Source organism: Ruegeria sp. AB11, assembly GCF_056536325.1.
In genome coordinates, this window is record NZ_JBQFJO010000001.1 from 3,607,006 (window position 1) to 3,629,875 (window position 22,870).

Annotated in this window: 26 protein-coding genes and 1 tRNA gene; 12 read left to right on the plus strand and 15 right to left on the minus strand. The window is 55.0% G+C overall.

What is annotated here, in order from left to right; genetic code table 11:
- The first annotated feature begins 33 nt into the window (after positions 1-33).
- Entirely contained in the window at positions 34-1,368 is a 1,335-nt protein-coding gene (locus ACR3EJ_RS17965) for a tetratricopeptide repeat protein (RefSeq protein ID WP_170543117.1), read from the plus strand.
- Positions 1,369-2,319: 951 nt separating this feature from the next.
- Here ACR3EJ_RS17965 and ACR3EJ_RS17970 read toward each other — a convergent pair.
- Positions 2,320-2,556 (minus strand): hypothetical protein, encoded by a 237-nt coding sequence (locus ACR3EJ_RS17970; RefSeq protein WP_170543115.1) that lies wholly within the window; start codon positions 2,554-2,556, stop codon positions 2,320-2,322.
- Between ACR3EJ_RS17970 and ACR3EJ_RS17975 the strand changes: the two genes are divergently transcribed.
- Together ACR3EJ_RS17975 and ACR3EJ_RS17980 are read left to right on the plus strand one after the other, a co-directional pair.
- A complete protein-coding gene (locus tag ACR3EJ_RS17975) occupies positions 2,548-3,180 on the plus strand; it encodes a hypothetical protein (RefSeq protein ID WP_170543112.1) in 633 nt (210 codons plus the stop codon). The two genes, ACR3EJ_RS17970 and ACR3EJ_RS17975, sit on opposite strands and share 9 nt — an antisense overlap.
- A 39-nt stretch (positions 3,181-3,219) precedes the next feature.
- Positions 3,220-3,363 carry a hypothetical protein gene (locus ACR3EJ_RS17980; protein WP_170543110.1) on the plus strand — a complete coding sequence of 48 codons (144 nt, stop codon included), beginning with the start codon at positions 3,220-3,222 and terminating at the stop codon, positions 3,361-3,363.
- A gap of 220 nt (positions 3,364-3,583) precedes the next feature.
- Here the strand turns inward: ACR3EJ_RS17980 and ACR3EJ_RS17985 are convergent.
- A tRNA-Trp gene (locus tag ACR3EJ_RS17985) sits at positions 3,584-3,659 on the minus strand.
- A 132-nt stretch (positions 3,660-3,791) separates the two neighbouring features.
- On the opposite strand from ACR3EJ_RS17985, the gene ACR3EJ_RS17990 reads away from it, so the two are divergent.
- The gene (locus ACR3EJ_RS17990; protein WP_170543108.1) at positions 3,792-4,496 is read left to right on the plus strand and encodes a DUF374 domain-containing protein; all 705 of its coding nucleotides are present in this window, start codon (positions 3,792-3,794) and stop codon (positions 4,494-4,496) included.
- A 66-nt stretch (positions 4,497-4,562) separates the two neighbouring features.
- Here the strand turns inward: ACR3EJ_RS17990 and ACR3EJ_RS17995 are convergent, their stop codons facing one another.
- Positions 4,563-4,769: a hypothetical protein gene (locus ACR3EJ_RS17995; protein ID WP_170543107.1), complete on the minus strand. Its 207-nt coding sequence runs from the start codon at positions 4,767-4,769 to the stop codon at positions 4,563-4,565.
- Positions 4,770-5,139: 370 nt separating this feature from the next.
- Between ACR3EJ_RS17995 and ACR3EJ_RS18000 the strand changes: the two genes are divergently transcribed.
- A complete protein-coding gene (locus ACR3EJ_RS18000; protein ID WP_170543105.1) occupies positions 5,140-5,481 on the plus strand; it encodes a RidA family protein in 342 nt (113 codons plus the stop codon).
- Positions 5,482-5,629: 148 nt separating this feature from the next.
- On the opposite strand, the gene ACR3EJ_RS18005 is transcribed toward ACR3EJ_RS18000, so the two are convergent.
- The 4 genes from ACR3EJ_RS18005 to parC all read right to left on the minus strand — a co-directional run bounded on the left by ACR3EJ_RS18005 (position 5,630) and on the right by parC (position 10,889).
- Entirely contained in the window at positions 5,630-6,550 is a 921-nt protein-coding gene (locus tag ACR3EJ_RS18005) for a hypothetical protein (RefSeq protein WP_170543103.1), read from the minus strand.
- Between the two features lie 8 nt (positions 6,551-6,558).
- A complete protein-coding gene (gene tuf, locus ACR3EJ_RS18010; RefSeq protein ID WP_010441214.1) occupies positions 6,559-7,734 on the minus strand; it encodes an elongation factor Tu in 1,176 nt (391 codons plus the stop codon).
- 114 nt (positions 7,735-7,848) lie between these two features.
- The gene (locus ACR3EJ_RS18015; RefSeq protein WP_170543101.1) at positions 7,849-8,442 is read right to left on the minus strand and encodes a hypothetical protein; all 594 of its coding nucleotides are present in this window, start codon (positions 8,440-8,442) and stop codon (positions 7,849-7,851) included.
- Between the two features lie 98 nt (positions 8,443-8,540).
- Positions 8,541-10,889 carry a DNA topoisomerase IV subunit A gene (parC, locus tag ACR3EJ_RS18020; RefSeq protein ID WP_170543099.1) on the minus strand — a complete coding sequence of 783 codons (2,349 nt, stop codon included), beginning with the start codon at positions 10,887-10,889 and terminating at the stop codon, positions 8,541-8,543.
- Positions 10,890-11,090: 201 nt separating this feature from the next.
- Between parC and ACR3EJ_RS18025 the strand changes: the two genes are divergently transcribed.
- The 6 genes from ACR3EJ_RS18025 (at position 11,091) to ACR3EJ_RS18050 (ending at position 15,334) form a co-directional block, all read left to right on the plus strand.
- Entirely contained in the window at positions 11,091-11,708 is a 618-nt protein-coding gene (locus tag ACR3EJ_RS18025; RefSeq protein WP_260024729.1) for an SH3 domain-containing protein, read from the plus strand.
- A gap of 69 nt (positions 11,709-11,777) precedes the next feature.
- Positions 11,778-12,605 carry an SDR family NAD(P)-dependent oxidoreductase gene (locus ACR3EJ_RS18030; protein WP_170543097.1) on the plus strand — a complete coding sequence of 276 codons (828 nt, stop codon included), beginning with the start codon at positions 11,778-11,780 and terminating at the stop codon, positions 12,603-12,605.
- A gap of 80 nt (positions 12,606-12,685) precedes the next feature.
- On the plus strand, positions 12,686-12,886 hold the full coding sequence (locus tag ACR3EJ_RS18035) for a twin transmembrane helix small protein (RefSeq protein ID WP_010437734.1): 201 nt from the start codon (positions 12,686-12,688) through the stop codon (positions 12,884-12,886).
- Positions 12,887-12,889: 3 nt separating this feature from the next.
- Entirely contained in the window at positions 12,890-13,462 is a 573-nt protein-coding gene (locus ACR3EJ_RS18040; RefSeq protein WP_170543095.1) for a cob(I)yrinic acid a,c-diamide adenosyltransferase, read from the plus strand.
- A gap of 184 nt (positions 13,463-13,646) precedes the next feature.
- Positions 13,647-14,405 carry an electron transfer flavoprotein subunit beta/FixA family protein gene (locus ACR3EJ_RS18045; RefSeq protein WP_170543093.1) on the plus strand — a complete coding sequence of 253 codons (759 nt, stop codon included), beginning with the start codon at positions 13,647-13,649 and terminating at the stop codon, positions 14,403-14,405.
- On the plus strand, positions 14,405-15,334 hold the full coding sequence (locus tag ACR3EJ_RS18050; protein ID WP_170543091.1) for an electron transfer flavoprotein subunit alpha/FixB family protein: 930 nt from the start codon (positions 14,405-14,407) through the stop codon (positions 15,332-15,334). The genes ACR3EJ_RS18045 and ACR3EJ_RS18050 overlap by 1 nt, the downstream gene beginning before the upstream one ends.
- 59 nt (positions 15,335-15,393) lie before the next feature.
- Here the strand turns inward: ACR3EJ_RS18050 and ACR3EJ_RS18055 are convergent, their stop codons facing one another.
- Positions 15,394-16,212 (minus strand): DUF6473 family protein, encoded by an 819-nt coding sequence (locus ACR3EJ_RS18055; RefSeq protein ID WP_480423216.1) that lies wholly within the window; start codon positions 16,210-16,212, stop codon positions 15,394-15,396.
- A 163-nt stretch (positions 16,213-16,375) separates the two neighbouring features.
- On the opposite strand from ACR3EJ_RS18055, the gene ACR3EJ_RS18060 reads away from it, so the two are divergent.
- On the plus strand, positions 16,376-17,251 hold the full coding sequence (locus tag ACR3EJ_RS18060; protein ID WP_010437724.1) for a 3-hydroxybutyryl-CoA dehydrogenase: 876 nt from the start codon (positions 16,376-16,378) through the stop codon (positions 17,249-17,251).
- Positions 17,252-17,330: 79 nt separating this feature from the next.
- On the opposite strand, the gene ACR3EJ_RS18065 is transcribed toward ACR3EJ_RS18060, so the two are convergent.
- Genes ACR3EJ_RS18065 through ACR3EJ_RS18095 form a run of 7 tightly spaced genes read right to left on the minus strand, consistent with a single transcriptional unit; the run spans position 17,331 to position 22,739 of the window.
- Positions 17,331-18,221 (minus strand): lysophospholipid acyltransferase family protein, encoded by an 891-nt coding sequence (locus ACR3EJ_RS18065; protein WP_170543089.1) that lies wholly within the window; start codon positions 18,219-18,221, stop codon positions 17,331-17,333.
- Between the two features lie 42 nt (positions 18,222-18,263).
- Positions 18,264-18,533: an HPr family phosphocarrier protein gene (locus ACR3EJ_RS18070; protein ID WP_010437721.1), complete on the minus strand. Its 270-nt coding sequence runs from the start codon at positions 18,531-18,533 to the stop codon at positions 18,264-18,266.
- Between the two features lie 16 nt (positions 18,534-18,549).
- A complete protein-coding gene (locus tag ACR3EJ_RS18075; RefSeq protein WP_010437720.1) occupies positions 18,550-18,942 on the minus strand; it encodes a PTS sugar transporter subunit IIA in 393 nt (130 codons plus the stop codon).
- Positions 18,939-19,820, minus strand: coding sequence for an RNase adapter RapZ (gene rapZ, locus ACR3EJ_RS18080; protein ID WP_170543087.1), 882 nt, complete (start codon positions 19,818-19,820; stop codon positions 18,939-18,941). The genes ACR3EJ_RS18075 and rapZ overlap by 4 nt, the downstream gene beginning before the upstream one ends.
- The gene (locus ACR3EJ_RS18085; RefSeq protein WP_170543085.1) at positions 19,817-20,287 is read right to left on the minus strand and encodes an HPr kinase/phosphorylase; all 471 of its coding nucleotides are present in this window, start codon (positions 20,285-20,287) and stop codon (positions 19,817-19,819) included. The genes rapZ and ACR3EJ_RS18085 overlap by 4 nt, the downstream gene beginning before the upstream one ends.
- A 3-nt stretch (positions 20,288-20,290) precedes the next feature.
- The gene (locus ACR3EJ_RS18090) at positions 20,291-22,000 is read right to left on the minus strand and encodes a sensor histidine kinase (RefSeq protein ID WP_170543083.1); all 1,710 of its coding nucleotides are present in this window, start codon (positions 21,998-22,000) and stop codon (positions 20,291-20,293) included.
- A 34-nt stretch (positions 22,001-22,034) separates the two neighbouring features.
- Complete coding sequence (locus ACR3EJ_RS18095) at positions 22,035-22,739, minus strand: response regulator transcription factor (RefSeq protein ID WP_170543081.1); 705 nt, start codon at positions 22,737-22,739, stop codon at positions 22,035-22,037.
- Positions 22,740-22,870 lie beyond the last annotated feature (131 nt).

Sequence of the window (22,870 nt, forward strand, 5' to 3'; positions counted from 1 at the left end):
GACTCACGGGCCATTAAATGCAAAAATACGAATGTGGTACGACAATTTGAAAACATCTCGGGCGGTCAGAAGCGCGCTGCCCTCGGCAGGTTGCTTGCCGACGCTCATCTGGATGGATCCGATAGGCTTCAGGCGTTCCTGACGTACATCGTCGAGGAAGAGCTCGCTGGTCGGGGAGACCAAATTCGAAGCAAGACTATCGCTCAAGATGTATATGACCGCGATACTTCAGAGGGGACCGATCCGGAAAACATCGTTCGCGTCGATGCACGGCGGCTTCGTCAGTTCTTGGAACTGCATTACGAGGGTATCGGAAAAGATGATCCGGTACGACTGTGTATCGATAGCGGTGGATATAGGCCACGGTTCGAAACTGTCTCAGAAACCAGCGCGGTATCAATCTCAACAAAAGCCAAACGCTTTGGACTGCCCATAGGGGCGTTCACCATTGGGGCCGTCGTTGGTGCGTTAGTCGCAGTCGGTCTTGCCCAAGATGGACAGGAAACTGCTTCTGCCGAAGTGGGTGGCATAGCTGTAAATGACTCGAACGCGTACATGCAGCGCGTGGCAATTTACGAAAAATCCCCAGCTGCATTACAAGCATTCAATTTGGCGGAACAAGCGCGGACAATGATATTTCCGATCTTCGACCGACAACGCCAGCTACTGGTTCTATCCGTATTCGAAGGCGTGATTGAGATCGATCCAGAATATTTCGGTGGTTATGCTGGTGCTGCGCAGGCACTCGCGTCCCTTGCGGTGATAACTCCGCCGTCTGACGCCAAGACCGAATATGCTGATGCCGCCATGAAGCTGGCGAACCAAGCGGTTAGCCTTGCCCCAGACCAAGCCTGGAGCCAGTCTGCAAAAAGCTGGGCCTTTTTCGCCAATCGCGACTATGACGCCGCGCTGCAACTCAGTAGGCGCGCATCAAAACTTGATCCAAATGATGGTGCTGTACTCGACTTTCTTGGTGCTGTGGCGATGTTCTCGGGCGAATTCGAGGAAGCAATTGCAACGGCTGACAGACTCTCTCTGCTTGGTTCCAGTAACCAACGATTTGCTAACAGAAATATCTCGGGCGCGACTTACTTTCATCTTGGTGAACATGAAAAGACCGTAGAGCGCTTTGAGGAGGCTAAGCAACTTGGCGATCCACTCAGCGCTCCTTCACTAGCTTATGTAACGGCAGCGTTGTCAGCCATGGGGCAAGATTATGCGGCTAAAGCCAAACTGGCTGAACTTGAGCGTGCGTGGCCGGATGCGCCAATAGGTGCAATGCTCAAAAGCATCCACAAAGATGTCGAGAACGCAGAAGCCGTGCTACGCGAGTTACGAAAACAAGGCTGGGTAAGCCCAGCACGATAGGGTGATGCATAACAGCGGGTAGCAGTGCCAAGGTCAAATTAATCGCTACTGGCACGGGCAATCATGTCGAAACGCACATCACTAGCGCGGAACCGAGATCGATAACGGAAGCCCAGATAAGGTAGGTTCTGCGCGACTTTGCAAAGTCTGCTTTCTGCGCATTTCTGACGTCTACAGCCGAGAGGCACGACAGGGCTAAGGGCAGTCAGCTTCTTTTTTACGGTTCCTTGTATCTACCCGCCCATTTAATTGGCGATTAAAACAAGGAGACCTGCAAAATAACTTATCTGAAACTATCGGAAATCGAAGATTCCATTGCGCATTTGGACCAACGCTCTAGCCGATGGTGGAAAGCAGCTCAGGCCCTCACAGGGCGTCGAATGGTCGAACTCTTGGAGGAAATGGGAGACCGTTGGAATCCCAACGACTCAGGAATGGGCAGTGATGGTATCGACATTGAGCAAATTACTGCTGATTCCATGAAGCCGTGAAATTGCATCCCCAAACGGCTACAATATGAAACGTCTTTCTTTGCTTGGGCGAACGCTGCCCACGCTTTCATCATCCCAAGCGCAGCCGTACGATACACCTGATTGCTAACTGGAACCTTGTGGCCCATTGAGGCCCGCAGAGCTTCCCCCAGATGCCTGTTAATGAGGTTTGTTAACACAAACCCCATCCCGAACAGCCCCATGAATAATCGGCTCATCTCTTGCCCCGCAAAAGCTCAACAGAGTGGGCAAAAATAGCAAGCAAAGCTCCCTGATGGCGCACCACTTTTGCCAATTCCGTAGCGATCAATTCTTGCTGCGCGTGTTGCTCACGAAAGTACGTCTCAAAAGCTCTCTTAATTTCAAAGTACTCTTCGGTCTCAATCGTAGAATTGTTTTCATATTGGGCCTCCTGGCCTGCTTTTGAGGAGTGCAGAAGGAGACGCAGCGCATCCCATCGTTAATATTTCCGAAACCCTGCATGATACTCAGGATCAGACCTCGGCAGATTAATAACCTCACCGTACTTCTTCAGAGCACGGGCAAACACAGCACCTTGAGCCTTCACGACAATCTCCGCTGCGCCCTTTTGATCTTCCGGCTCCTTGATAGCCAGACTGGGAAGACCTACAAGCTTTTCAGGTCCAAATGCAAAGTCGAGGCCGTCAGCCGACGCATGGAGCTTGAGATGGGCCATAAGATCACGTCTGGCGCTCACATCCAGTTTTCAGAAATGCGCCTACGCGAGCAAGGTCTCGACGAGCTGGCAGACAGGCTGGCCGCAGCTTTGGGGGAAGACAAACCCCGCGCCGCTTACAGCCATGACGAATACCAGCAAGCGAAGCGAAACGACTTTGACCTGCCTGCCCTTCGCCAAAGCCTGAAGCAGCTGGCCGAGCTGGACCGTTCAGATCAGCCGAAAGCACTAGCCGAACTGATCGACCGTCAGGGCTTGGAGCTGGCCGACGCTGTTCAGGATGGCCGAGGCCGTTGCCGGATCAACATCGAGCTCGGCGGCGATCTGAAGCCCCACAACGCAAACCGCTCTTTGCGAGTTAAAGCCGCAGACGTGGTCAAATTCATTGAGAAAACAAGGGAGATACGGCATGATCTCAGATCCGACAAGGAACCATATCTCGCAATCGAGCGAGGCCCCGCTTCTGGATCTACTCTTGGTGATCATCTCGGGACAGGAACAGATTCACCAGAGCAACCAAGAAATGATCCGTCGCCAAAACGCACTGTTGAAGGTGCTGGTGGCGATAGCCAAGAGTTAACAAGTGAAGCGGTTGAGCTCGCGGTTGCCGCTAAATACCTCTAATCAGAAACCGGACAGTTCGCAGCCAACAGGAGTAGCGATTTGACTGCTGCCGATCTGGATGCACCGCCCGATATCAATGATCCCTACATATTGAAGAAGCTGGCGGCAATTCTGAAGCGACAGATGTCCAAGGCCAACGCTGTTATGTCGCTCGCGTTTCGTTTTGCTGCCGCTGATAGGTGAGAAATCTTGGATGTATGCCAAGATACCAGTGCTCACGCACTAGGTGATTCTATATGTGTTCATATTCAACTATCACCCAAGAAAATCGAACCCAAGCTGCAAACCGTTTCATGCGGATAGACGCAATGGAATCAGGTTCTGTTTTTTTGAATAACGCACAAAAAACCGCACAAAAATTTTGGGTAGGCAAATACAAATACGCCTAAGTGTTTGATTTTTATGGCAGGGGCAGCAGGGTTCGAACCCGCGACCTACGGTTTTGGAGACCGTCGCTCTACCAACTGAGCTATACCCCTAGGCTGGGCCATCAGATATGCCAGAGGCGCAGCGGACTCAAGAGGATTTTTGAGTTTTTGCCTCCTACAAAAAAGTTGCACCCCGCGCGCAGTTCTTTAAGACAAGGTTCGGCTAGCAAAAGGAGCGCAGCCTTGAGCATCCGCAAGAAAATCGCCGACAGCGAAGCCGTTCTAAACTGGGTCGCGCGGCGAATTGCCAGCTATATCAAGTTGGTCAATCGCAACACAAACTGGCGGCGCATAGGATACGAAGAACTAGATCAACTGGCCGAACAGGGCGAACCCGTCATCGTGGTTCTCTGGCACCAGCGTCTGGCTCAGTCGCCTTACTTCTTTCCCTTGGACAAGGGCCGCATCTGCTCGATCACCTCTGCTGCCCGCGCAGGCAGTATGGTGGGCCGTGTGCAGAAATTGTTTGGTATGGACACGATCGCGATGTCCAGCCGCAAACGCCACGTCGCCTTGTCCCGCGAGGTGCTCGGAAAAATGAAACAGGGCATCTCAATCGGAATCGCCGCCGATGGCCCGCGCGGTCCTGAACGGGTATCTTCAACTGTACCGCTGGTGTGGGCGCGGACGTCGGGCAAACGTGTCTTTGGGATCACCTATTCCGCCAGGCACGGGCGCGAAGCAGGAACCTGGGATCGTCTGCTGATGCCCCGCCCCTGGCGCAACGAAGGTGTCTTCCTCTGCCGCGAGTGGACCGACCCAGTTCCGCGAAAGGCAACCGAAGAACAAATAGAAACACTGCGGTTAAGCCTCGAGCAGCATATGAACGACATCACTGCCGAAGCCGACCGCATGATGGGGCGGAAGCCTTGGACTAAAGGTGCTTGATAGCTCTCCAACGCAAAAATGCCCGACCGGATCCGCCCGCACCCGACTATTCCTAATACATGCGAATCATGATTTGTATCTAGCACTGACCCGTTGTGCGCTTTCTGATACGTTAGCAAGCTTGATGTCGAACCGTTTTCGCTCACGACAAAAATCGCTGACATTGCAATCAACTTCGTGGTCATTTCCGCCTAGAACCGCGTCTCGCATATCCTCCAGATCCTTGCTGTGAAGGATTTGAGTTCCATAGTTGATGAATTCAAAACTAAACATGATTTCCCCCTGATCTCAGCGGTTCGCCGCTTCCGCGTTCCACGTCACTCACTGCATTTCAAAGGTGGGTTTTTAGTTTTTGATTGGGATGAACGTCTGATTAAGAAAAGCCCCATTCGTGTTGCTTTTCACCTCTGAATTGTGGGCCTAAGATTATTCGATGAAGACTCTTCTCATCATCCCCGATGCATTCGAGGAGTTTGGTGTGGCTTCAATGATCCAGAGTCCTTCTTCAGAACATATGTTCACGCCAAACTCGATCACCTCTAATTCAATTTCGCTGAAGCCCACTCAATGGAAATCTGTTTGCCAAGCAAGGCATCTTGTGACCAAGAACAACCATACCAAATCTAAGACAACGAGAATGCCCATGATTGAACGCATTGATACCGGCGAACGGTCCTCGAAAATCGTGAAGCACAACGGCGTGGCCTATCTGACTGGACAAGTTGCCGAGGGTGAGACGATTCAGGAGCAGGTTCAGATTTGCCTCAACAAAATAGATGCCCTACTCGTACAGGCGGGATCGTCACGAGAAAAAATGCTGCGCGTCACGATATGGCTGGCTGATATTAAGGATTTCGCTGGTTTGAACGAGGTTTGGAACGCTTGGGTTCCAACAGGCCACGCCCCTGCACGCGCTTGTGGTGAAGCCAAACTGGCACGCCCAGAACTGAAGGTAGAATTCATAGTGGACGCTGCCTGCGACTAAGTTCGCTGCAATCAAAAGGGGCCGCCCTTGTTCTTGGGTGGCCTTCTAAGTTTCGACGATGTGCCGGACTTGAGCCCGACCTACACCCTTGACCCGATGATTTCCAAAACAGCGTCGGTGCCGAGAATGCGGTCACCTTTTTTCTTAGTCAGGAATTTGGTCGCGGCTTTGGAATTGGTGTGGAGAGATTTACATGCGAGAGAGCTTTCGCATCAGAGACAACGCCTTTGGCCGAATAATACCGAATGAGATCGCCGTAGCTTTCGAATTCTGAACCGCTGGATTGAAAGACGAGATCCGCCAGATGCATCCTCCCCCGCACACGCAAGCGTCTGGGACGATGGTAGTGCAGCAGCCGAGTTCCCTCATCAGGTAGATCCGGGGTGTCGTTCCAGATACGACTAACTGAATTCAACGCGTCCCGACCATAACGGGCAATTGCTACTGGCAATGAAATCTGATCGAGCCAGGGTCTGCGTCCCCTCAATCCTGTCATCTTATCAATCTGTTGTGCAGTATCCAACCACAAGTCACCGAATGAACCAGTTGGAAAGAGTACCATCCCGGCATTGAAGAATGGATGTGAAAACTGTCCTAGTAGCAACTGAACCTTTGCTTCAGGTTTGGGCAGTCCAAATAACGCATAGACCTGACGCCAAACACGCGGGCGGTTTGTCCAAGCATTTCGCGTTTCCGGGCAGACCGATACTTTCTGCGGATAGGCTATCTCGGCAAACGATGTATTTTGCGTCAGAAACGTGTCGGTATCGAGAAACAGAGAGAAGTCAGCGTCTCTTTCCAGGGCAGCCCCTGCTATCTTGTTTCCCGCAGGATAGCCATCGCTAAACGGATTTTCGAGCACTCTGAGTTCAACATCTCTTGACGCCAACATTGTTCTCGTTTCCGGCTGCAACTCATCAATTCGATCAGACCGGCAATGTGCGTGCAGCGAATGATAGTCTTCGCAGAAAAGCTTGAGGGAATTGACTAACAAATGAGCCTGGACCTCAAGAGGTCCAGGCTCGACATTAAAGAAAACCGCAATTTTTTTTGTGGTTTTCTCAGGCATGAACAGCCTTACTCGATGATTTTCGACACGACGCCAGCGCCGACGGTGCGGCCGCCTTCACGGATGGCGAAACGCAGGCCGTCTTCCATCGCGATCGGGGCGATCAGCTCGACGGTGAAACCGACGTTGTCGCCAGGCATAACCATCTCGGTGCCAGCCGCAAGGGTCACGGTGCCGGTCACGTCAGTGGTCCGGAAGTAGAACTGCGGGCGGTAGTTCGCGAAGAACGGGGTGTGACGACCGCCTTCTTCCTTGGTCAGGATGTAGGCTTCGGCTTCGAACTTGGTGTGCGGTGTAACCGAACCCGGCTTACACAGAACCTGGCCACGCTCAACGCCGTCACGGTCGATACCGCGCAGCAGAGCGCCGATGTTGTCGCCCGCTTCACCGCGATCCAGCAGCTTGCGGAACATTTCAACACCAGTACAGGTGGTTTTCTGAGTGTCGCGGATGCCGACGATTTCGATCTCGTCGCCAACATTGATCACGCCACGCTCAACACGACCGGTCACAACGGTACCACGGCCCGAGATCGAGAACACGTCTTCGACCGGCATCAGGAACGGCTTGTCAACTTCACGCTCAGGGGTGTCGATGTAGTCATCAACAGCCGCCATCAGTTCCTTGATCTTCTCTTCGCCGATTTCCGGGTTGTTGCCTTCCATCGCGGCCAGAGCCGAACCTGCGATGATCGGAATATCGTCGCCGGGGTATTCATAGCTGGACAGCAGTTCGCGAACTTCCATCTCAACCAGTTCCAGCAGCTCTTCGTCGTCAACCTGGTCAACTTTGTTCATGAACACGACCATCTTCGGGATGCCAACCTGGCGGCCCAGCAGGATGTGCTCGCGGGTCTGCGGCATCGGGCCGTCAGCTGCGTTCACAACCAGGATCGCGCCGTCCATCTGGGCAGCACCGGTGATCATGTTCTTGACGTAGTCAGCGTGGCCGGGGCAGTCGACGTGCGCGTAGTGGCGGTTGTCAGTTTCGTATTCCACGTGGGCGGTCGAGATGGTGATGCCACGTGCTTTTTCTTCAGGCGCACCGTCAATCTGGTCATACGCTTTGAAGTCACCGAAATACTTGGTGATTGCTGCGGTCAGCGTGGTCTTGCCGTGGTCAACGTGGCCAATCGTACCAATGTTGACGTGCGGCTTATTACGCTCAAACTTTTCCTTTGCCATTCCTCAGGCGCCCTTTTGCAATTTTGGGGGACCCGTGGTCCCGCGGTTACATCTGCGCGCGCGAGATATTTGGTTCAGGGGGGAAAATCAAGCACATCCTGATGGAAAAGCCGCTCAGGACGCCGGATTTTGCGCCACAACCTCGGTTTCCAGCGGCTGAATAAGGTCGGGGCGGCGATCAAACCAGCCATTGTCTTTATGTTCTTCGGCCAACCACTCTTCGACCCGGTCGGCAACCTTCAGGGAAAGCCCGCTCATTTGCTCTTCTTTTGTGCGTTCGTGACCGGACCCTTTGAGGGCGCTACCTCCGGTCGTGTCTTCCAAAACCTGAAACTGCTTTCCTTTGGCCAGAAACTCTTTGTTTTTTACGTCATACACATTCACCAGAACGATAGCCGTGCTCTTGGGATTGTAGATCACCGGGATACCGGGCGGGGCAAGCATGTAGCCTTCAAGGCTGATGCCAATATCATATTCCTGAGCGCCTTCGTAGCGGCCCAATCGAATATCTACTGCATTCTGAATTGCAGCAGTCCATTCGTCGGGCGTAGCATCCCGCGAAACCGGCCCCTGCACAGCTTTGTCAGCAAAGGCATAGTTAACGCGCATTTTGAATTCACCCAGCGACTCGGGCTCTTCGTAAACTTGTGTCTGGGTGCAGGCGCCCATCAGGGCCAACCCGGTGATCAGTGTCAGGATGCGCAACATGTCTCTCGTCTCGATAGGCCTGTTTTTATTGGATGTAGCGCACCGATACCGCTTGTGCCAAGCGGTATCGGCAGAAATTCACCAAACTGTTGGTCTGGTCACGAGAATTTATAGTCGCGCGGGAAGCCGTAGGGCGCTTTTTTCCCAACGCCTGCACGCTTAGCCAGCCATTGGGACATATCCGCCTCATGCCGGGTCTTGTCGCCACCCATGGACCATTTCAAGCCGTCGTCCCAGTTGAAAGTCGTCACGTCGGACAAGCCGCCATCCAGTTCCAAGGTCCCCTGTCGCCCACGGGCCATATTGTACTTTTGCAGGCGCACACCTTTGCCCCGGGTCATCTCGGGCAGTTCTTCCGTCGGGAACACCAAGAACTTGCCGTTCTGAGACACCACGGCGACGTGATCGCCAGCGACCGGCTTACAGATCATGGCGGTTTCGTCGCCTTTGACGTTCAGCACCTGTTTGCCGTTACGTGTCTGCGCCAGCACATCATCTTCGGGCACCATGAAGCCGTTACCCGCATCCGAAGCCACCAGCAGCTTGCGCCCTGGATTGTGGATCAGGATGTCGATGATCTGCGCCTCGTTCGGCAGGTCGACCATCAGACGGAGCGGCTCTCCCATGCCGCGACCGCCGGGCAGGTTGGCAGCGCTGACAGTGTAGAAACGGCCGTTAGAGGCAAAGACCAGCAACCGGTCCGTTGTTTCCGCGTGGAAGATGAACCGCGGGCCGTCACCGTCCTTGAATTTCAATTCGCGATTCAGATCGATGTGGCCGGTCATGGCGCGTATCCAGCCCATCTGCGAACAGACGACCGTGATCGGCTCCTTGTCGATCATCGCCTCAAGCGGCACTTCCTCGACCTGCCCAGCTTCGGCAAATTGAGTCCGGCGCGCACCACCTTCGTAGTCTTTGCCAAAGGTCTTCTTGGTCTCTTTGAGCTGCTCGGCGATCTTGGCCCATTGCAAGGCGGGATCGGCAAGCAAGTCTTCGAGGTTTGCGCGTTCCAACATCAGCTCATCGCGTTCGCGGACCAACTCCATCTCTTCCAGACGGCGCAAGCTGCGCAAGCGCATGTTGAGGATTGCGTCGACCTGAACTTCGGACAACTCGCCCTCGCCTGGTTTGGGCGAGACATAATCGGTCTCATCAGTCGCGCGAACATGATCAATGCCCCAATCTTCGCGCATCAGCGCGGCCTTGGGGTCGTCGTCGTAACGAATGATGTCGATCACGCGGTCGAGGTTCAGGAAGGCGACAATAAAGCCCTCCAAGACCTCCAAACGATGGTCAATCTTGCCTAGTCGGTGGCGTGAGCGACGCAGCAGTACCTCTTGCCTGTGATCGAGGAAAGCGCGCAGCACTTCCTTCATCGAGCAGACCTTGGGCGTGACGCCGTCAATCAGCACGTTCATGTTCAGGCTGAACCGCACCTCAAGGTCCGAGTTGCGGTAGAGCATGCCCATCAGCACCTCCGGGTCCACGTTCTTGGAGCGCGGCTCAAGAATCAGGCGGATATCGTCAGCAGATTCGTCGCGCACATCGGCAAGGATCGGGATTTTCTTGGTCTGGATCAGTTCGGCGATCTTTTCGATCAGCTTGGATTTCTGAACCTGATAGGGAATCTCGGTGACAACGATCTGCCACTGACCACGGCCCAGATCTTCGACTTCGAACTTGCAGCGAAGACGGAAGGAACCACGCCCGGTGCGATAGGCCTGCGCGATATTTTCTGGTGGCTCGACGATCACGCCACCGGTCGGGAAATCCGGACCGGGGACGTAATTCAACAACGTGTCGTCGCGCGCATCCGGTGTTTTGATCAGATGCAGACAGGCGTCGCACAACTCCGAGATATTATGCGGCGGGATATTCGTCGCCATCCCAACCGCGATACCGCTTGCGCCATTGGCCAGCAAGTTCGGGAACTGCGCGGGCAACACTACCGGCTCGGTCAGCGTGCCATCATAGTTGTCGCGGAAATCAACAGCGTCCTCGTTCAGACCCTCAAGCAATGCCTCCGCGACTATGGTCATTCGCGCCTCGGTGTATCGCGAGGCCGCCGGATTATCGCCGTCGATATTGCCGAAATTCCCCTGCCCGTCGACCAGCGGATAACGGACGTTGAAATCCTGCGCCAAACGCGCCATCGCGTCGTAAATCGCAGCATCCCCGTGTGGGTGATAGTTACCCATCACGTCGCCCGAGATTTTCGCAGACTTACGGAAACCACCCGTCGCGCTGAGTCGCAGCTCGCGCATCGCGTAGAGGATTCGCCGGTGAACCGGCTTCAGACCATCGCGCGCATCCGGCAAAGCGCGGTGCATGATGGTGGACAGCGCATAGGTCAGATAGCGCTCACCAATCGCGCGGCGCAGCGGTTCGGCTATCTCGCCCCCGTTGTCAGGGGCCTCCATATTGGGGTCGTCAATCGTATCATTCATACATGATGTGATACGACGCAAGCGCGCGCGGGTAAAGCAATCGGCGCATATTTTGCTGGGGACAAGTCGCGCTTTTTGCAACAGGGGGAGACAAGTCCCGGATTTCCCCCATCTTTCGACTCAAACCCGGTTCTATGGTATGCTTTCGATCATTAAGATTGCTGCCTTTATATTGATGTTACGATTGCCAGGGGGTGCGCTATGACGCGCGTAATTGTTATCACTTTCGCCATGCTCGGTTGGAGCTTCTACGTCATGAGTGGAGGCCCGGATTTCGAGCCGCGCGGGACACGCGCTGAACAACCTGTGCCTATAGCCTCAGCCCCAGCGCCCAAACCCACTCCTGCGCCAACATCGCGTGCAGAAGAACTTGTGACCAATGTCGCAACCCGCCCTGTTGCCGCACGCGCCGAACCTGAACCTTTGGCCGAGGAGGAGACAGCTGTTGTTCTTTCGCAAGTCGCGGCCAATACATTACCTCAGTTTTCCGCATTTGACCAAGATGGTGCCAGCTTCACGCTCGCTTCGCTTGAGGATGGCGCGGCCGGGCTGTTGCAGGTTGAAACCGAGGTTCAGGACGATATCACGCCCACATCTCAGGTGATTGAACCCGAAAAGGACATTCGGGAGATATCAGGCACACGCGTAAACATGCGCGACGGGCCTGGTACGATCTACCCCATCATAGCAAAGGCCAATATTGGCCAACGGGTTGAAGTCCTAAGCGATTCAGGCACGGGATGGCTGCGCCTGAGGCTGCTTCCCGGGCAAAGCGTGGGTTGGATTTCTGCATCACTGGTCCGGAAGCCAACAAACTGACGCAACTGTGTCATTGTCCTGACCTGAAGCTCGCAATACCAAGGGGCGAGGTTCAGTTTCGGAAGTGACATGCAAAAGACCATTCTTATTACTGGCTGCTCGTCCGGAATCGGTCTGGACGCGGCACACGGAATGCGCGCGCGGGGCTGGCGGGTCTTCGCATCCTGCCGCCAACAGCGTGATTGTGACCGGCTGCGGGCGCAAGGATTCGACAGCCCACTGATCGACTATACCGACACCGGCAGCATCACATCCGGTTTGAACCAGGTGCTTGAAGCAACCGGAGGTACGCTGGATGCACTGTTCAACAACGGAGCCCACGGTCTTCCCGGAGCGGTCGAAGACGTCCCGATCGAAGGTATGCGCCTGATTTTCGAGACCAACGTATTTGGCTGGCACGAGTTGACCCGACAGGTGATTCCGGTGATGCGGGCACAAGGCCATGGACGGATCGTACAGAATTCATCGGTACTGGGGTTGGTCGCATTTCCATGGCGTGGCGCATATGTTGCAACCAAATATGCCATAGAAGGCCTGACCGACACTTTGCGGTTGGAGCTTCGGGATACTGATATCAAGGTTATCCTGATCGAACCGGGTCCGGTGACCTCGAAAATCCGAGTGAACTCAATCCCGGTGTTCGAACGCTTCATAGATTGGAAAAACTCTGCCCTGCGCCAGAAATACGAGGATTCGTTGCTGAAACGCCTCTACGAATCATCCGGAAACGACAGGTTCGAACTGCCTGCTTCTGCCGTTACGGCCAAACTGGCTCATGCGGTCGAATCCAAACGCCCACGCGCTCGCTACTATGTGACAACGCCGACTTACATCGCTGGATATCTGCGACGCATTCTGCCGACCCGAACCATCGACCGCATTCTCTCGGACATCTGAGGCGAAATTACCCGTTCGCTTTTGCCTCTATCAACGCTAGATGAGGGTTCATCGCGAGAACAAACAAGGATGGTGATCTTATGGACCTGTTGATGGTCGTATTGCTTCTGGCCATGGCGGCGGTGGTCGCCGTGCTGGTGATGGGCATTGCCAACTTTGGAAAACCCGGCAAAGACGCAGCCATGAAAAGCAACAAGATGATGCGCCTGCGTATCCTATTTCAGTTCATTGCAGTGGTGCTAATCGTGCTCTACGTCTACCTGCGCGGACAGGGAGTTTAAGGCATGGTTGTTCTCAACAAGATTTACACGCGCACAGGCGATGACGGCAAAACCGCCCTGGGCAATGGTGAGCGCGTCGCGAAATACTCCGGGCGTGTCGCGGCCTATGGCACAGTGGACGAATTGAATTCCTTTGTCGGCGTCGCCCGAACCGAGGCTGAAGGAGAGGTCGAAGCCGCCCTGTCCCGCATCCAGAACGACCTGTTTGATCTGGGGGCTGATTTCTGCCGCCCCAATATGGACAAGGATGCCGAAGCCGACTACCCGCCTCTCCGCATCGTCCCCGCCCAGATTGATCGGCTTGAGGCAGAGATCGACGCAATGAACGAAACGCTCCAGCCGCTGCGCAGCTTCATCCTGCCGGGCGGTTCACGTCTGGCGGCGCATCTGCATGTCTGTCGGACGGTCTCGCGCCGGGCAGAACGTCTGGCGGTTGAGCTGACAAATATGGAACCGGTCAATGAAACGGCGGTGAAATATCTCAACCGTCTTAGCGACTGGTTCTTTGTCGCCGCGCGCTGCGCCAATAATGGCGGACGCGATGATGTGCTCTGGGTTCCGGGCGCGAACCGCTGATCGCGCCCGTCATGGAGAAATAAAAATTCGTTTCTTGTCGAAAAAATGACAAAACGCGACGTCTCGAAAGCATGACGTGACGATTTTGCTCTGTTGCAGCGCATCACGACCCGCTATCTAAACCGCGAGAGCATTGGTGGAGTCGCTGCGCGGCTTGCCGTTTTTGTAAGGAGCATACGCAAAAATGAAGGTACTTGTGCCTGTCAAGCGCGTGATCGACTACAACGTGAAAGTTCGTGTTAAGGCGGACGGGAGCGGAGTTGATCTCGCCAATGTAAAAATGTCGATGAACCCCTTCGACGAAATCGCAGTGGAAGAGGCAATTCGCCTGAAAGAAGCGGGCAAGGCTGACGAAGTTGTTGCCGTTTCAATCGGTGTGAAACAGTCGCAGGAAACTCTGCGGACGGCCCTGGCCATGGGTGCAGACCGTGCGATCCTGGTTGTTGCAGCTGATGACGTACACACCGACATCGAGCCTCTGGCCGTGGCGAAAATACTCGCCAAAGTGGTCGAGGAAGAGCAGCCGGGCATCGTTCTGGCGGGCAAGCAGGCGATCGACAACGACATGAACGCCACCGGCCAAATGCTGTCGGCCCTGCTGGGCTGGTCGCAAGGCACTTTCGCATCCGAGCTGGATATCGAAGGCGACAGCGCCAAGATCACCCGCGAAGTGGATGGTGGTCTGCAGACTATCAGCGTCAAGATGCCAACCATCGTCACCGTTGACCTGCGTCTGAACGAGCCGCGCTATGCGTCGCTGCCGAACATCATGAAGGCGAAGAAAAAGCCGCTGGATGAGAAAACCGCCGCCGACTACGGCGTCGATGTCACTCCGCGTCTTGAAGTCGTCAAAACCGACGAGCCGCCGGCGCGCGCCGCTGGTATCGTCGTGGGCTCGGTCGACGAGCTGGTTGAGAAACTCAAAGAAGCGGGGGCTGTGTAATGGCTGTACTTCTGCTTGCCGAAGTCAACAACGGCGAACTGAGCTTTGACGCGACCGCCAAAACCGTCGCAGCCACCAAGTCGCTGGGCGAAATCACCGTTCTGGCCGCAGGTGGCTCGGCCGCTGCCGCTGGTGAAGCTGCTGCCAAGATCGATGGTGTCTCTAAGGTTCTGGTCGCCGAAGATGCCTCGCTGGGCCACCGCCTCGCGGAATCGACCGCAGCGCTGATCGTGTCGCTGGCTGATGGCTATGAGCACATCGTTGCACCTGCCACCACCGACGCAAAAAACGTCATGCCTCGCGTTGCCGCCCTGCTGGACGTGATGGTGATCTCGGATGCCTCTGGTGTGGTTGACGGTTCGACCTTCGAGCGCCCGATCTACGCAGGCAACGCGATCCAGACCGTGAAAACGAACGACGCCAAGAAAGTTGTCACCATCCGTACCGCGTCTTTCGACGCGGCTGGCGAAGGTGGTTCTGCGGCAGTTGAGACCATCTCGGTTGGTGATAACCCTGGCCTGTCTGAATGGGTTGAAGACAAGGTAGCCGAAAGCGATCGTCCTGAGCTGACTTCGGCAGGCGTTGTTGTCTCAGGCGGCCGTGGTGTTGGCTCGGAAGAAGATTTCAAGCTGATCGAGGTGCTGGCGGACAAGCTGGGCGCTGCTGTTGGCGCGTCGCGCGCAGCAGTCGACTCGGGCTATGCGCCGAACGACTGGCAGGTGGGTCAAACCGGTAAGGTTGTTGCCCCCGATCTTTACGTCGCCGTCGGTATTTCTGGTGCGATTCAGCACCTGGCTGGCATGAAGGACTCCAAGGTCATTGTTGCGATCAACAAGGACGAAGAGGCGCCAATCTTCCAGGTCGCCGATTTCGGGCTGGTTGCCGACCTGTTCCAGGCCGTGCCAGAGCTGACCGAGAAACTCGGCTGATACCAGGCGAGGATTTTCTTCAAAATTTCTATGAGGCCCGCGATTGGCGGGCCTTTTCTCTAAATACCCAAGTCTCTGATCGCACGGGTCAAAGCGTCTGCGATTCTGCGACGTGTGGCAGGGCCGATCATATGTTCAGCAATTGGCTGCTGCAGAGTGCCAAATAACATATCCTCAAGCTCATCAGATGCGCCTGATACCTGCACATGCAGAGTAATGAGGCCAGCGCTTTGAGGCACCAACGCTTCGACACTTGATATATCCAACGCGACGGGATCATCCGATACCGAGCCCAGCGCGTGATGATCTGCTCTCAATTCGAGCAACATAACCGGAGGCTTAAACTTGCGCAGAAAAGTACCGAGCCTTTCAACCCAAGCTTTGCGCAGCTCTTGCTCAACCATCTCAAAGCGCGCATCTGTATGCGCCTTCAAACGGCTCAACAGATGACGAACAAAGTGAACATTGGTGAAGTCCATCTCGGGATACAACCCCACCAATTCCGACGTTGGTGCAACGAAACGATCATTACGACGAGGATGAACTCGATAGAACCGGTTGGTCTGGCCCAGCAAACCAGGCAACTGCAAAACACAAAGCTCTGACCGGTTCGCGAGTTCGAGCAGCCCGGCATCTCGTGTCAACGAATCGAGGCCACAAAACAGACTACCAAAGTTGAGACACCGGCGCTGTAGGCGGTGCTCGAGTATTGAGGGATACGGTGCCTCAACAAAACGACCAAATGTCTCCTCGCCCCCGAAGCACGCCACGTAAGGCCTCTCCAAAGCTCTTTGCGGACCTCGGTAGAGCAATTTCGAGGCCCCATAGGTGCACGTTGTTTCAACGGAACCATCCGCGTTGATTGATTGATAGCTCATCACACTCACCCAAATTTTCACCCAACTGCCATTTTGCCGCCGCAAGTCTTGCGAAAATCCTAATGCGCGCATTTGAAGCGAATTTGATCGGGCCGATCCCCTTGCCGCCCGCGCGGAAGTGCCGATAATGTCGCCCGTATCCTGCGAACAAGGACATCAGAATATGGACGTAAAATCAGTCGGAGTGATCGGCGCTGGACAAATGGGCAACGGGATCGCTCATGTGATGGCGCTGGCAGAGTATGATGTTCTTCTGAACGATATCAGCCAGGATGCCCTAGATGGTGCAATCTCGACAATCGAAACCAATCTGGTGCGGCAAGCGTCGCGCGGCAAGATATCAGACGAGGCGGTAAAAGCCGCCTTGGGGCGGATCACCACGACCCTAAACCTACCGGATCTGGGGCAGACCGACCTTGTGATCGAAGCTGCAACCGAGCGGGAAACGGTGAAGCAGGCGATCTTTGAGGATCTGCTGCCTCATTTGCAGCCTCACACAATACTGACCTCGAATACATCGTCGATTTCCATCACCCGGTTGGCCAGCCGTACGGATCGGCCTGAACGCTTCATGGGGTTTCATTTCATGAACCCGGTGCCAGTGATGCAATTAGTCGAATTGATCCGGGGTATTGCCACGGATGAGGCAACGTTCAATGCCTGCAAGGCTGTTGTGGACCGATTGGGAAAGACCTCAGCCAGCGCCGAAGATTTTCCGGCCTTTATCGTCAATCGGATCCTGATGCCGATGATCAATGAGGCGGTCTACACGCTTTATGAAGGCGTCGGCAGCGTTCAGTCCATCGACCAATCCATGAAGCTGGGCGCCAATCACCCTATGGGGCCGCTGGAGCTGGCGGATTTCATTGGCCTAGATACCTGTCTTGCGATCATGAATGTACTGCACGATGGTCTGGCTGATACCAAGTATCGTCCATGCCCGCTGCTGACGAAATATGTCGAGGCTGGTTGGCTGGGGCGCAAGACCGAACGAGGGTTCTACGATTACCGCGGTGAAGTTCCGGTTCCGACGCGATAGTGCATAAGAGAGCCAGCCCTCTCTTGAGCCTGCGGCTCAATTCACTCCCGAGATATTTATGGCCAGATGAAGAGACGGATCAGTGTTTGCCAAGGGCAAGCGTGTGATCGCGGAGCCAAGCCATGAAACCACGTGGGTCGCGTTCCAGAAGCGCCATATCTTCTTCTGAAACCGGGTCGCCTATAACCGGAGACTGCGGCTTGTTGCAGGAGCGGACAATTTCGTGCAGCAAAAGACCTTGGCGAAGTATAGGCGAAAGCCGATTGGCGATCTGGTACCAACGCGAGTTGCTGCCGGGGAAGAAGATCGGCACCACTTTTGCGCCCGAGCGGCGGATCATCTTGGCAGTAAAGACGTTCCACTCCCGCTCGATCGCAGGGCCAAACCAATCATCCGATGACATCACAACGCCTGAAGGGAACAGGGCGACTACGCCGCCATCGGCCAGGTGCTTCATCGTCTTGCTGCGCATTTCAAGCATCTTCGCCTGCGCTTCGGGGTCGTGCGGAAACGGCACCGGGATCATGAACGAGGTTGCTGCCTCATCCAAACCGGTCAGAACCGAACGGGTCAGAATACGATAATCACTACGAACCTGACCTATGAGTTCGGCAAGGATCATACCATCAACCATGCCGTGCGGGTGGTTGGCGACAACCACAACCGGACCCTCTTTTGGGATACGGGCGATCTGTTTGGCGGGGGTGGTGAGGTTGATGCCCATAATCTTGAGCGCACCGCCCCAGAATTTCTGGCCGCGGTAATGTTCGTTCTGCTTTTCGAACTTGTTGACCATGCGCAGAATGGTCAGCTTGCCGGTACACCATTCGATCGCGCGAATGGCGGTGGACGTCCAGGCATCGTCAAACGAGTTGGCGTAGGTCAGCGTTCTGCGGTCGTAGATTTCACCCTGGTCGGTGTCTTGGTCTGCGACTGGGCCGGTCTTTGTTTCGTGCGTGGTTTCCGCCAATTGCCTGGTCTTTCCGTCCTTGATATCGTCGCAGTTACGCTATCAGAACCCTTCGCCGAACTTGTCGTTCACCAGGGTTTCCAACGCTTCTGCCAACGCCTCAGCATCCGGGCCGGACGTCTCGACGTCAATAGTAGTTCCGCGCGACGCTGCCAACATCAAAAGGCCCATGATACTGTCACCCGAGGCAGAAAGCCCGTCGCGCGACACCTCGGCACGTGCGTCGAAGCCTTCTACCACCTCAACCAGCTTGGCTGAAGCGCGGGCATGTAGGCCTTTTTCATTTATTATTTTCAAACTCTTGGTCGTCATATGATTGTATCCGGTATCAATCCAGCGTCACATTTTGCGCATTGATGTATTTTCGACCAGCTTCCAGTGCTAAACGCACGGCTTCGGCCAGCGGCAGATGGCGACTTTTGGCCAGTTTAATGAGCATCGGCAGGTTAGCTCCGTAAAGGATTCGCCGATCCTGCGGTGCACACGCACGCAAGCTGAGATTCGAGGGGCTGCCGCCATACAGGTCGGTCACAACGACAACGCCATCGCCCATATCGACCTTGTCAGCAGCACGACATATCTCAGCTTGTTTTGCCTCGCGATCATGATCAGCTTCGATCGGGATAGCCACCAACCCGGGCTGTTTTCCAACTACATGTTGTGTGGCCGCAAGATATTCGCGCGCCAAACCGCCATGTGCAACAATTACGATCCCGATCACTTCGGCCTCACATTCAATGCGCGTCGTTCCATTTCGCGGTGCCTAATTGCCACCTGCTGGCCCCCTTCCGCAAGGGCCTTTGCAACCGCTTCGGCCACAGCGACTGAGCGATGTTGCCCTCCGGTGCACCCGAAGGCGATTGAGAGGTGTGCCTTACCTTCTTCACGGAACGCTGGAAGCAATTCGATCAACAGATCGACAACCCGATCAAAGAATGCCTCAAAGTTCGGATCTGACCGAACATAGGCTGCCACATCCGAATTTCGCCCATCGGCATCACGCAGTTCAGGCCGCCAATAGGGATTGGCCAAAAACCTGCAATCAAACACCATATCCAAACCACGCGGCAATCCCCGTTTGTACGAGAAGGATTCGATCGAAACCGCCAGATGACGCCCCCCCTTAGGGGCGAACCAGCGCTCGACTTCCTCGCGCAACTGGTGAACATTCAGCGTTCGGGTATCGATCAGCGTATCGGCAACCTCGCGAATGGGGGCCAGCAGTTCTTTTTCCTGCCGGATGCCCGTTTCCGGACTGGCATCCGCAGCGACCGGGTGGCGGCGGCGTGTTTCCGAGAACCGGCGCAGCAGCACTTCGTCGCTGCAATCCAGATAGAGAATCGTGAGGTCGACATCTTCCATCCTGCCCAGTTTGGCGGCAAGTTCGATGAAGCCAATGGTCGAAAAATCACGATTACGCGTATCGATACCCAAGGCCATTGGGCGCGTCGGCTCTGAGCTGTCCACCAGACGAACCAGCAAACCCATTGGTAGATTATAAATCGCTTCAAATCCAAGATCTTCCAGTACGTGGATCGCGGTCGAACGCCCGGCCCCAGAGGGGCCCGTAACCAATACGACGCGCGTTTGTGCTGTCATGAATTCGGCCATTCCGGGGCCACGCGCCCCATTCTCACAAGTTGCATTAGTCCTGCGGCCAAATTGGGCACCCCAGCGCCCCGAAGCAAGGGAACAGCTCGCTTCAGCACGTAAACGTCAAAAGGCTCGGGCAAACGCGCCGAAACTGTTTGATCCAGATCCACGATATACGCCAACGGGACGGGGCCCACGCTAGCGGCCCGTAACAACCCAATACCACGCGCCTCGATCAAACCTTTGATTGGCGCGACTGCATTTGCCATAACCTGATCGTTCTGCACAAACATATCGACCTGGTCATCTCCAACCAGCTGAGCACCCAGCGCCATCATCTGCAATGCCAGCCCAGATTTTCCTGCACCCGAAGCACCAACGATCAACACCCCAGCACCTTGCACCGCCACGCAAGTGGCGTGAATGCAAGCCGTCCTTTGATCTGCGATATCCTGGAGCGGGATCGCGTTCATGGTCTAGACAGGAAGCCCGACCACAAACCGTGCGCCCAGCGGGTCCGAAGTGATATCGGCTTCGGTCGGGCGAATGTTTTCGGCCCAGATTACTCCACCATGCGCCTCGACGATCTGCTTCGAAATTGCCAAGCCGAGGCCCGAGTTGTTGCCGAAATGCTCTTCGGGGCGTTGTGAATAAAAACGTTTGAATATCTTGGTCAGAGCCTGATCAGGGATGCCCGGGCCGGTATCTTCAACGACAACCAGCACACGATTGTCGCGACGGCGGACCCAGACGCGAATGGCGTCATTGTCTTCGCAGAAGGAAATCGCGTTGGTGATCAGATTGACAAAAACCTGTGCCAATCGCGCCTCGAGCCCGTTGACCACGATAGGCCCTGCCGGAAAATCAGTGATGTAGTCGATCCCCTTCGAACGGGCGTCTTCACCCAGAAATTGGCTGATATTACCAAGTAGATTGAGCAGATCAAAGGGCTGCTCTTCTTCTTTTACAAGCTCCGCATCCAGCCGGGACGCGTTCGAGATGTCACTGACAAGACGGTCCAGTCGCCGCACGTCATGTTCGATAACACCCAGCAATTTTTCGCGCTGGTCATCACGTTTAACCATGCGCATGGTTCCGACAGCAGATTGCAAACTGGCGAGAGGGTTTTTGATTTCATGCGCTACATCTGCCGCAAATTGTTCATTTGCGTCGATGCGGTTGTAAAGCGCGGTGACCATCCCGCGCAAAGCTTTGCTTAAGCGACCGATCTCATCCGGTCGGGCGCTGAGATCGGGGATCCGGATACGGCCCGGATTTACCCCCGCGCCCCGATCCTTGCCCATCTCGGCAGCGGCGGCCAGATCTGCCAGCGGGTTCGCAATGGTTGAGGCCAGAACAAGGCTCAGACCGATTGAGACCAGCAATGCAACGACAAACATCTGAAGGATGCGCTCTTGCTCTTTTCGGGCCAGCGCATCGATCTCACCTGCAGGGCCTGCCATGGCGACAGCACCAACCGGTGCCTCTTCGACAAGAATTGGCGCCACGGCCACAATAACCGTCTTGCCCATATCGTCCTGAACAGCCTGTACTTGCAGGCGACCATCCAACGCCTGCGGGATCAATTGTTGCACACGTTGCGCCAGTGTCGGCGCTTCAACATCTGTCCTGCTGCTAAAAATGGCGGACAAACCATTCCAAACCACATTAAGCGCATCGCTGATCAAAGTGCTGCCCGAGACTGTGTCAGCTTCCTGTTGCAACAGGCTTGGCAGTTCTGAACCTGGCGACACCCCGCGTGTCCAACCGATCAGAGTTCCTGTATTATCATATACAAAAACTTCACCACCCTCGGGAAGGCTAAGCCCGGACAGGGTATCTCGCACGTCCAGCGTTGCGGCACCATTTCCCGAAGGTTGTCGCAGTTGGGTTTCAAATACGTTACTGACGAGCTGTGCATCCCCAACCAAATCGACCGCCGTCTGCTGAACACGCTCTTTGCGCGTGTCGTCCAGATACAGCAAACCCGCCACCAGAATGACCAGGGCGATCAGGTTGAACGTAATGATCCTGCGTGCCAGAGGCGAATAGCGCAACGTAAGCAGGTTTCGCCGCGATCGCTTGGCTTGCAGTTCCGCAGACTCGGAATCTTGGGGAATGACCCAGTCATCCCCCAATACGACATCCGCGTCGCGTTCTTGGTTGGCTTGTTCAGTATCGCGCACGAGACCCCTTCGCCTTCTTCACAAACGGCCGCGCCTATTCTTCGTTGTAACGATATCCGATACCATACAGCGTTTCGATCGCCGAAAAATCCGGATCAGCGGCCCGCATCTTCTTGCGCAGGCGTTTGATATGGCTGTCGATGGTCCTGTCATCCACATAGACCTGATCATCATAAGCGACATCCATCAACTGATCACGGCTTTTTACAAATCCCGGACGTTGTGCCAGTGCCTGCAGCAACAGGAATTCCGTTACAGTCAGAGAGACATCATTGCCTTTCCAGCTTACCGCATGGCGCAGCGGGTCCATCCGCAGCTCACCGCGTTCCATTACCTTGGTGTCCCCGGTCGAAACGCTGGTTGCATCCCCTTCTACCGCTTCCTGACGACGCAGCAGCGCCCGGATGCGCTCGACCAGAAGGCGTTGCGAGAACGGTTTCTTAACATAGTCATCTGCGCCCATCCGAAGGCCCAGAACCTCGTCGATTTCATCATCTTTTGAGGTCAGGAAGATAACCGGCATCTGCGTTTTCTGCCGGAGCCTCTGTAGCAGATCCATGCCGTCCATCCGCGGCATCTTGATATCCAGAACGGCCATATCCGGAAGTTTCTTATTGAACGCATCCAGCGCTGCCTGCCCATCATTATATGTTTCGACCTCAAAACCTTCGGCTTCGAGGGTCATGGATACTGACGTCAGGATATTTCTGTCGTCATCCACAAGTGCAATCTTTGACATCGGGTTCACCCCTATTCCTGCTCACTCGCGCAATAATACGCTTTTTTGTAAGACATTGTTGGCGGTTTTGAGCAACCGAATCAACTCGTAACCTCGAATCATGCCATTCTTGCGGCAGGTATGCGGCAAAT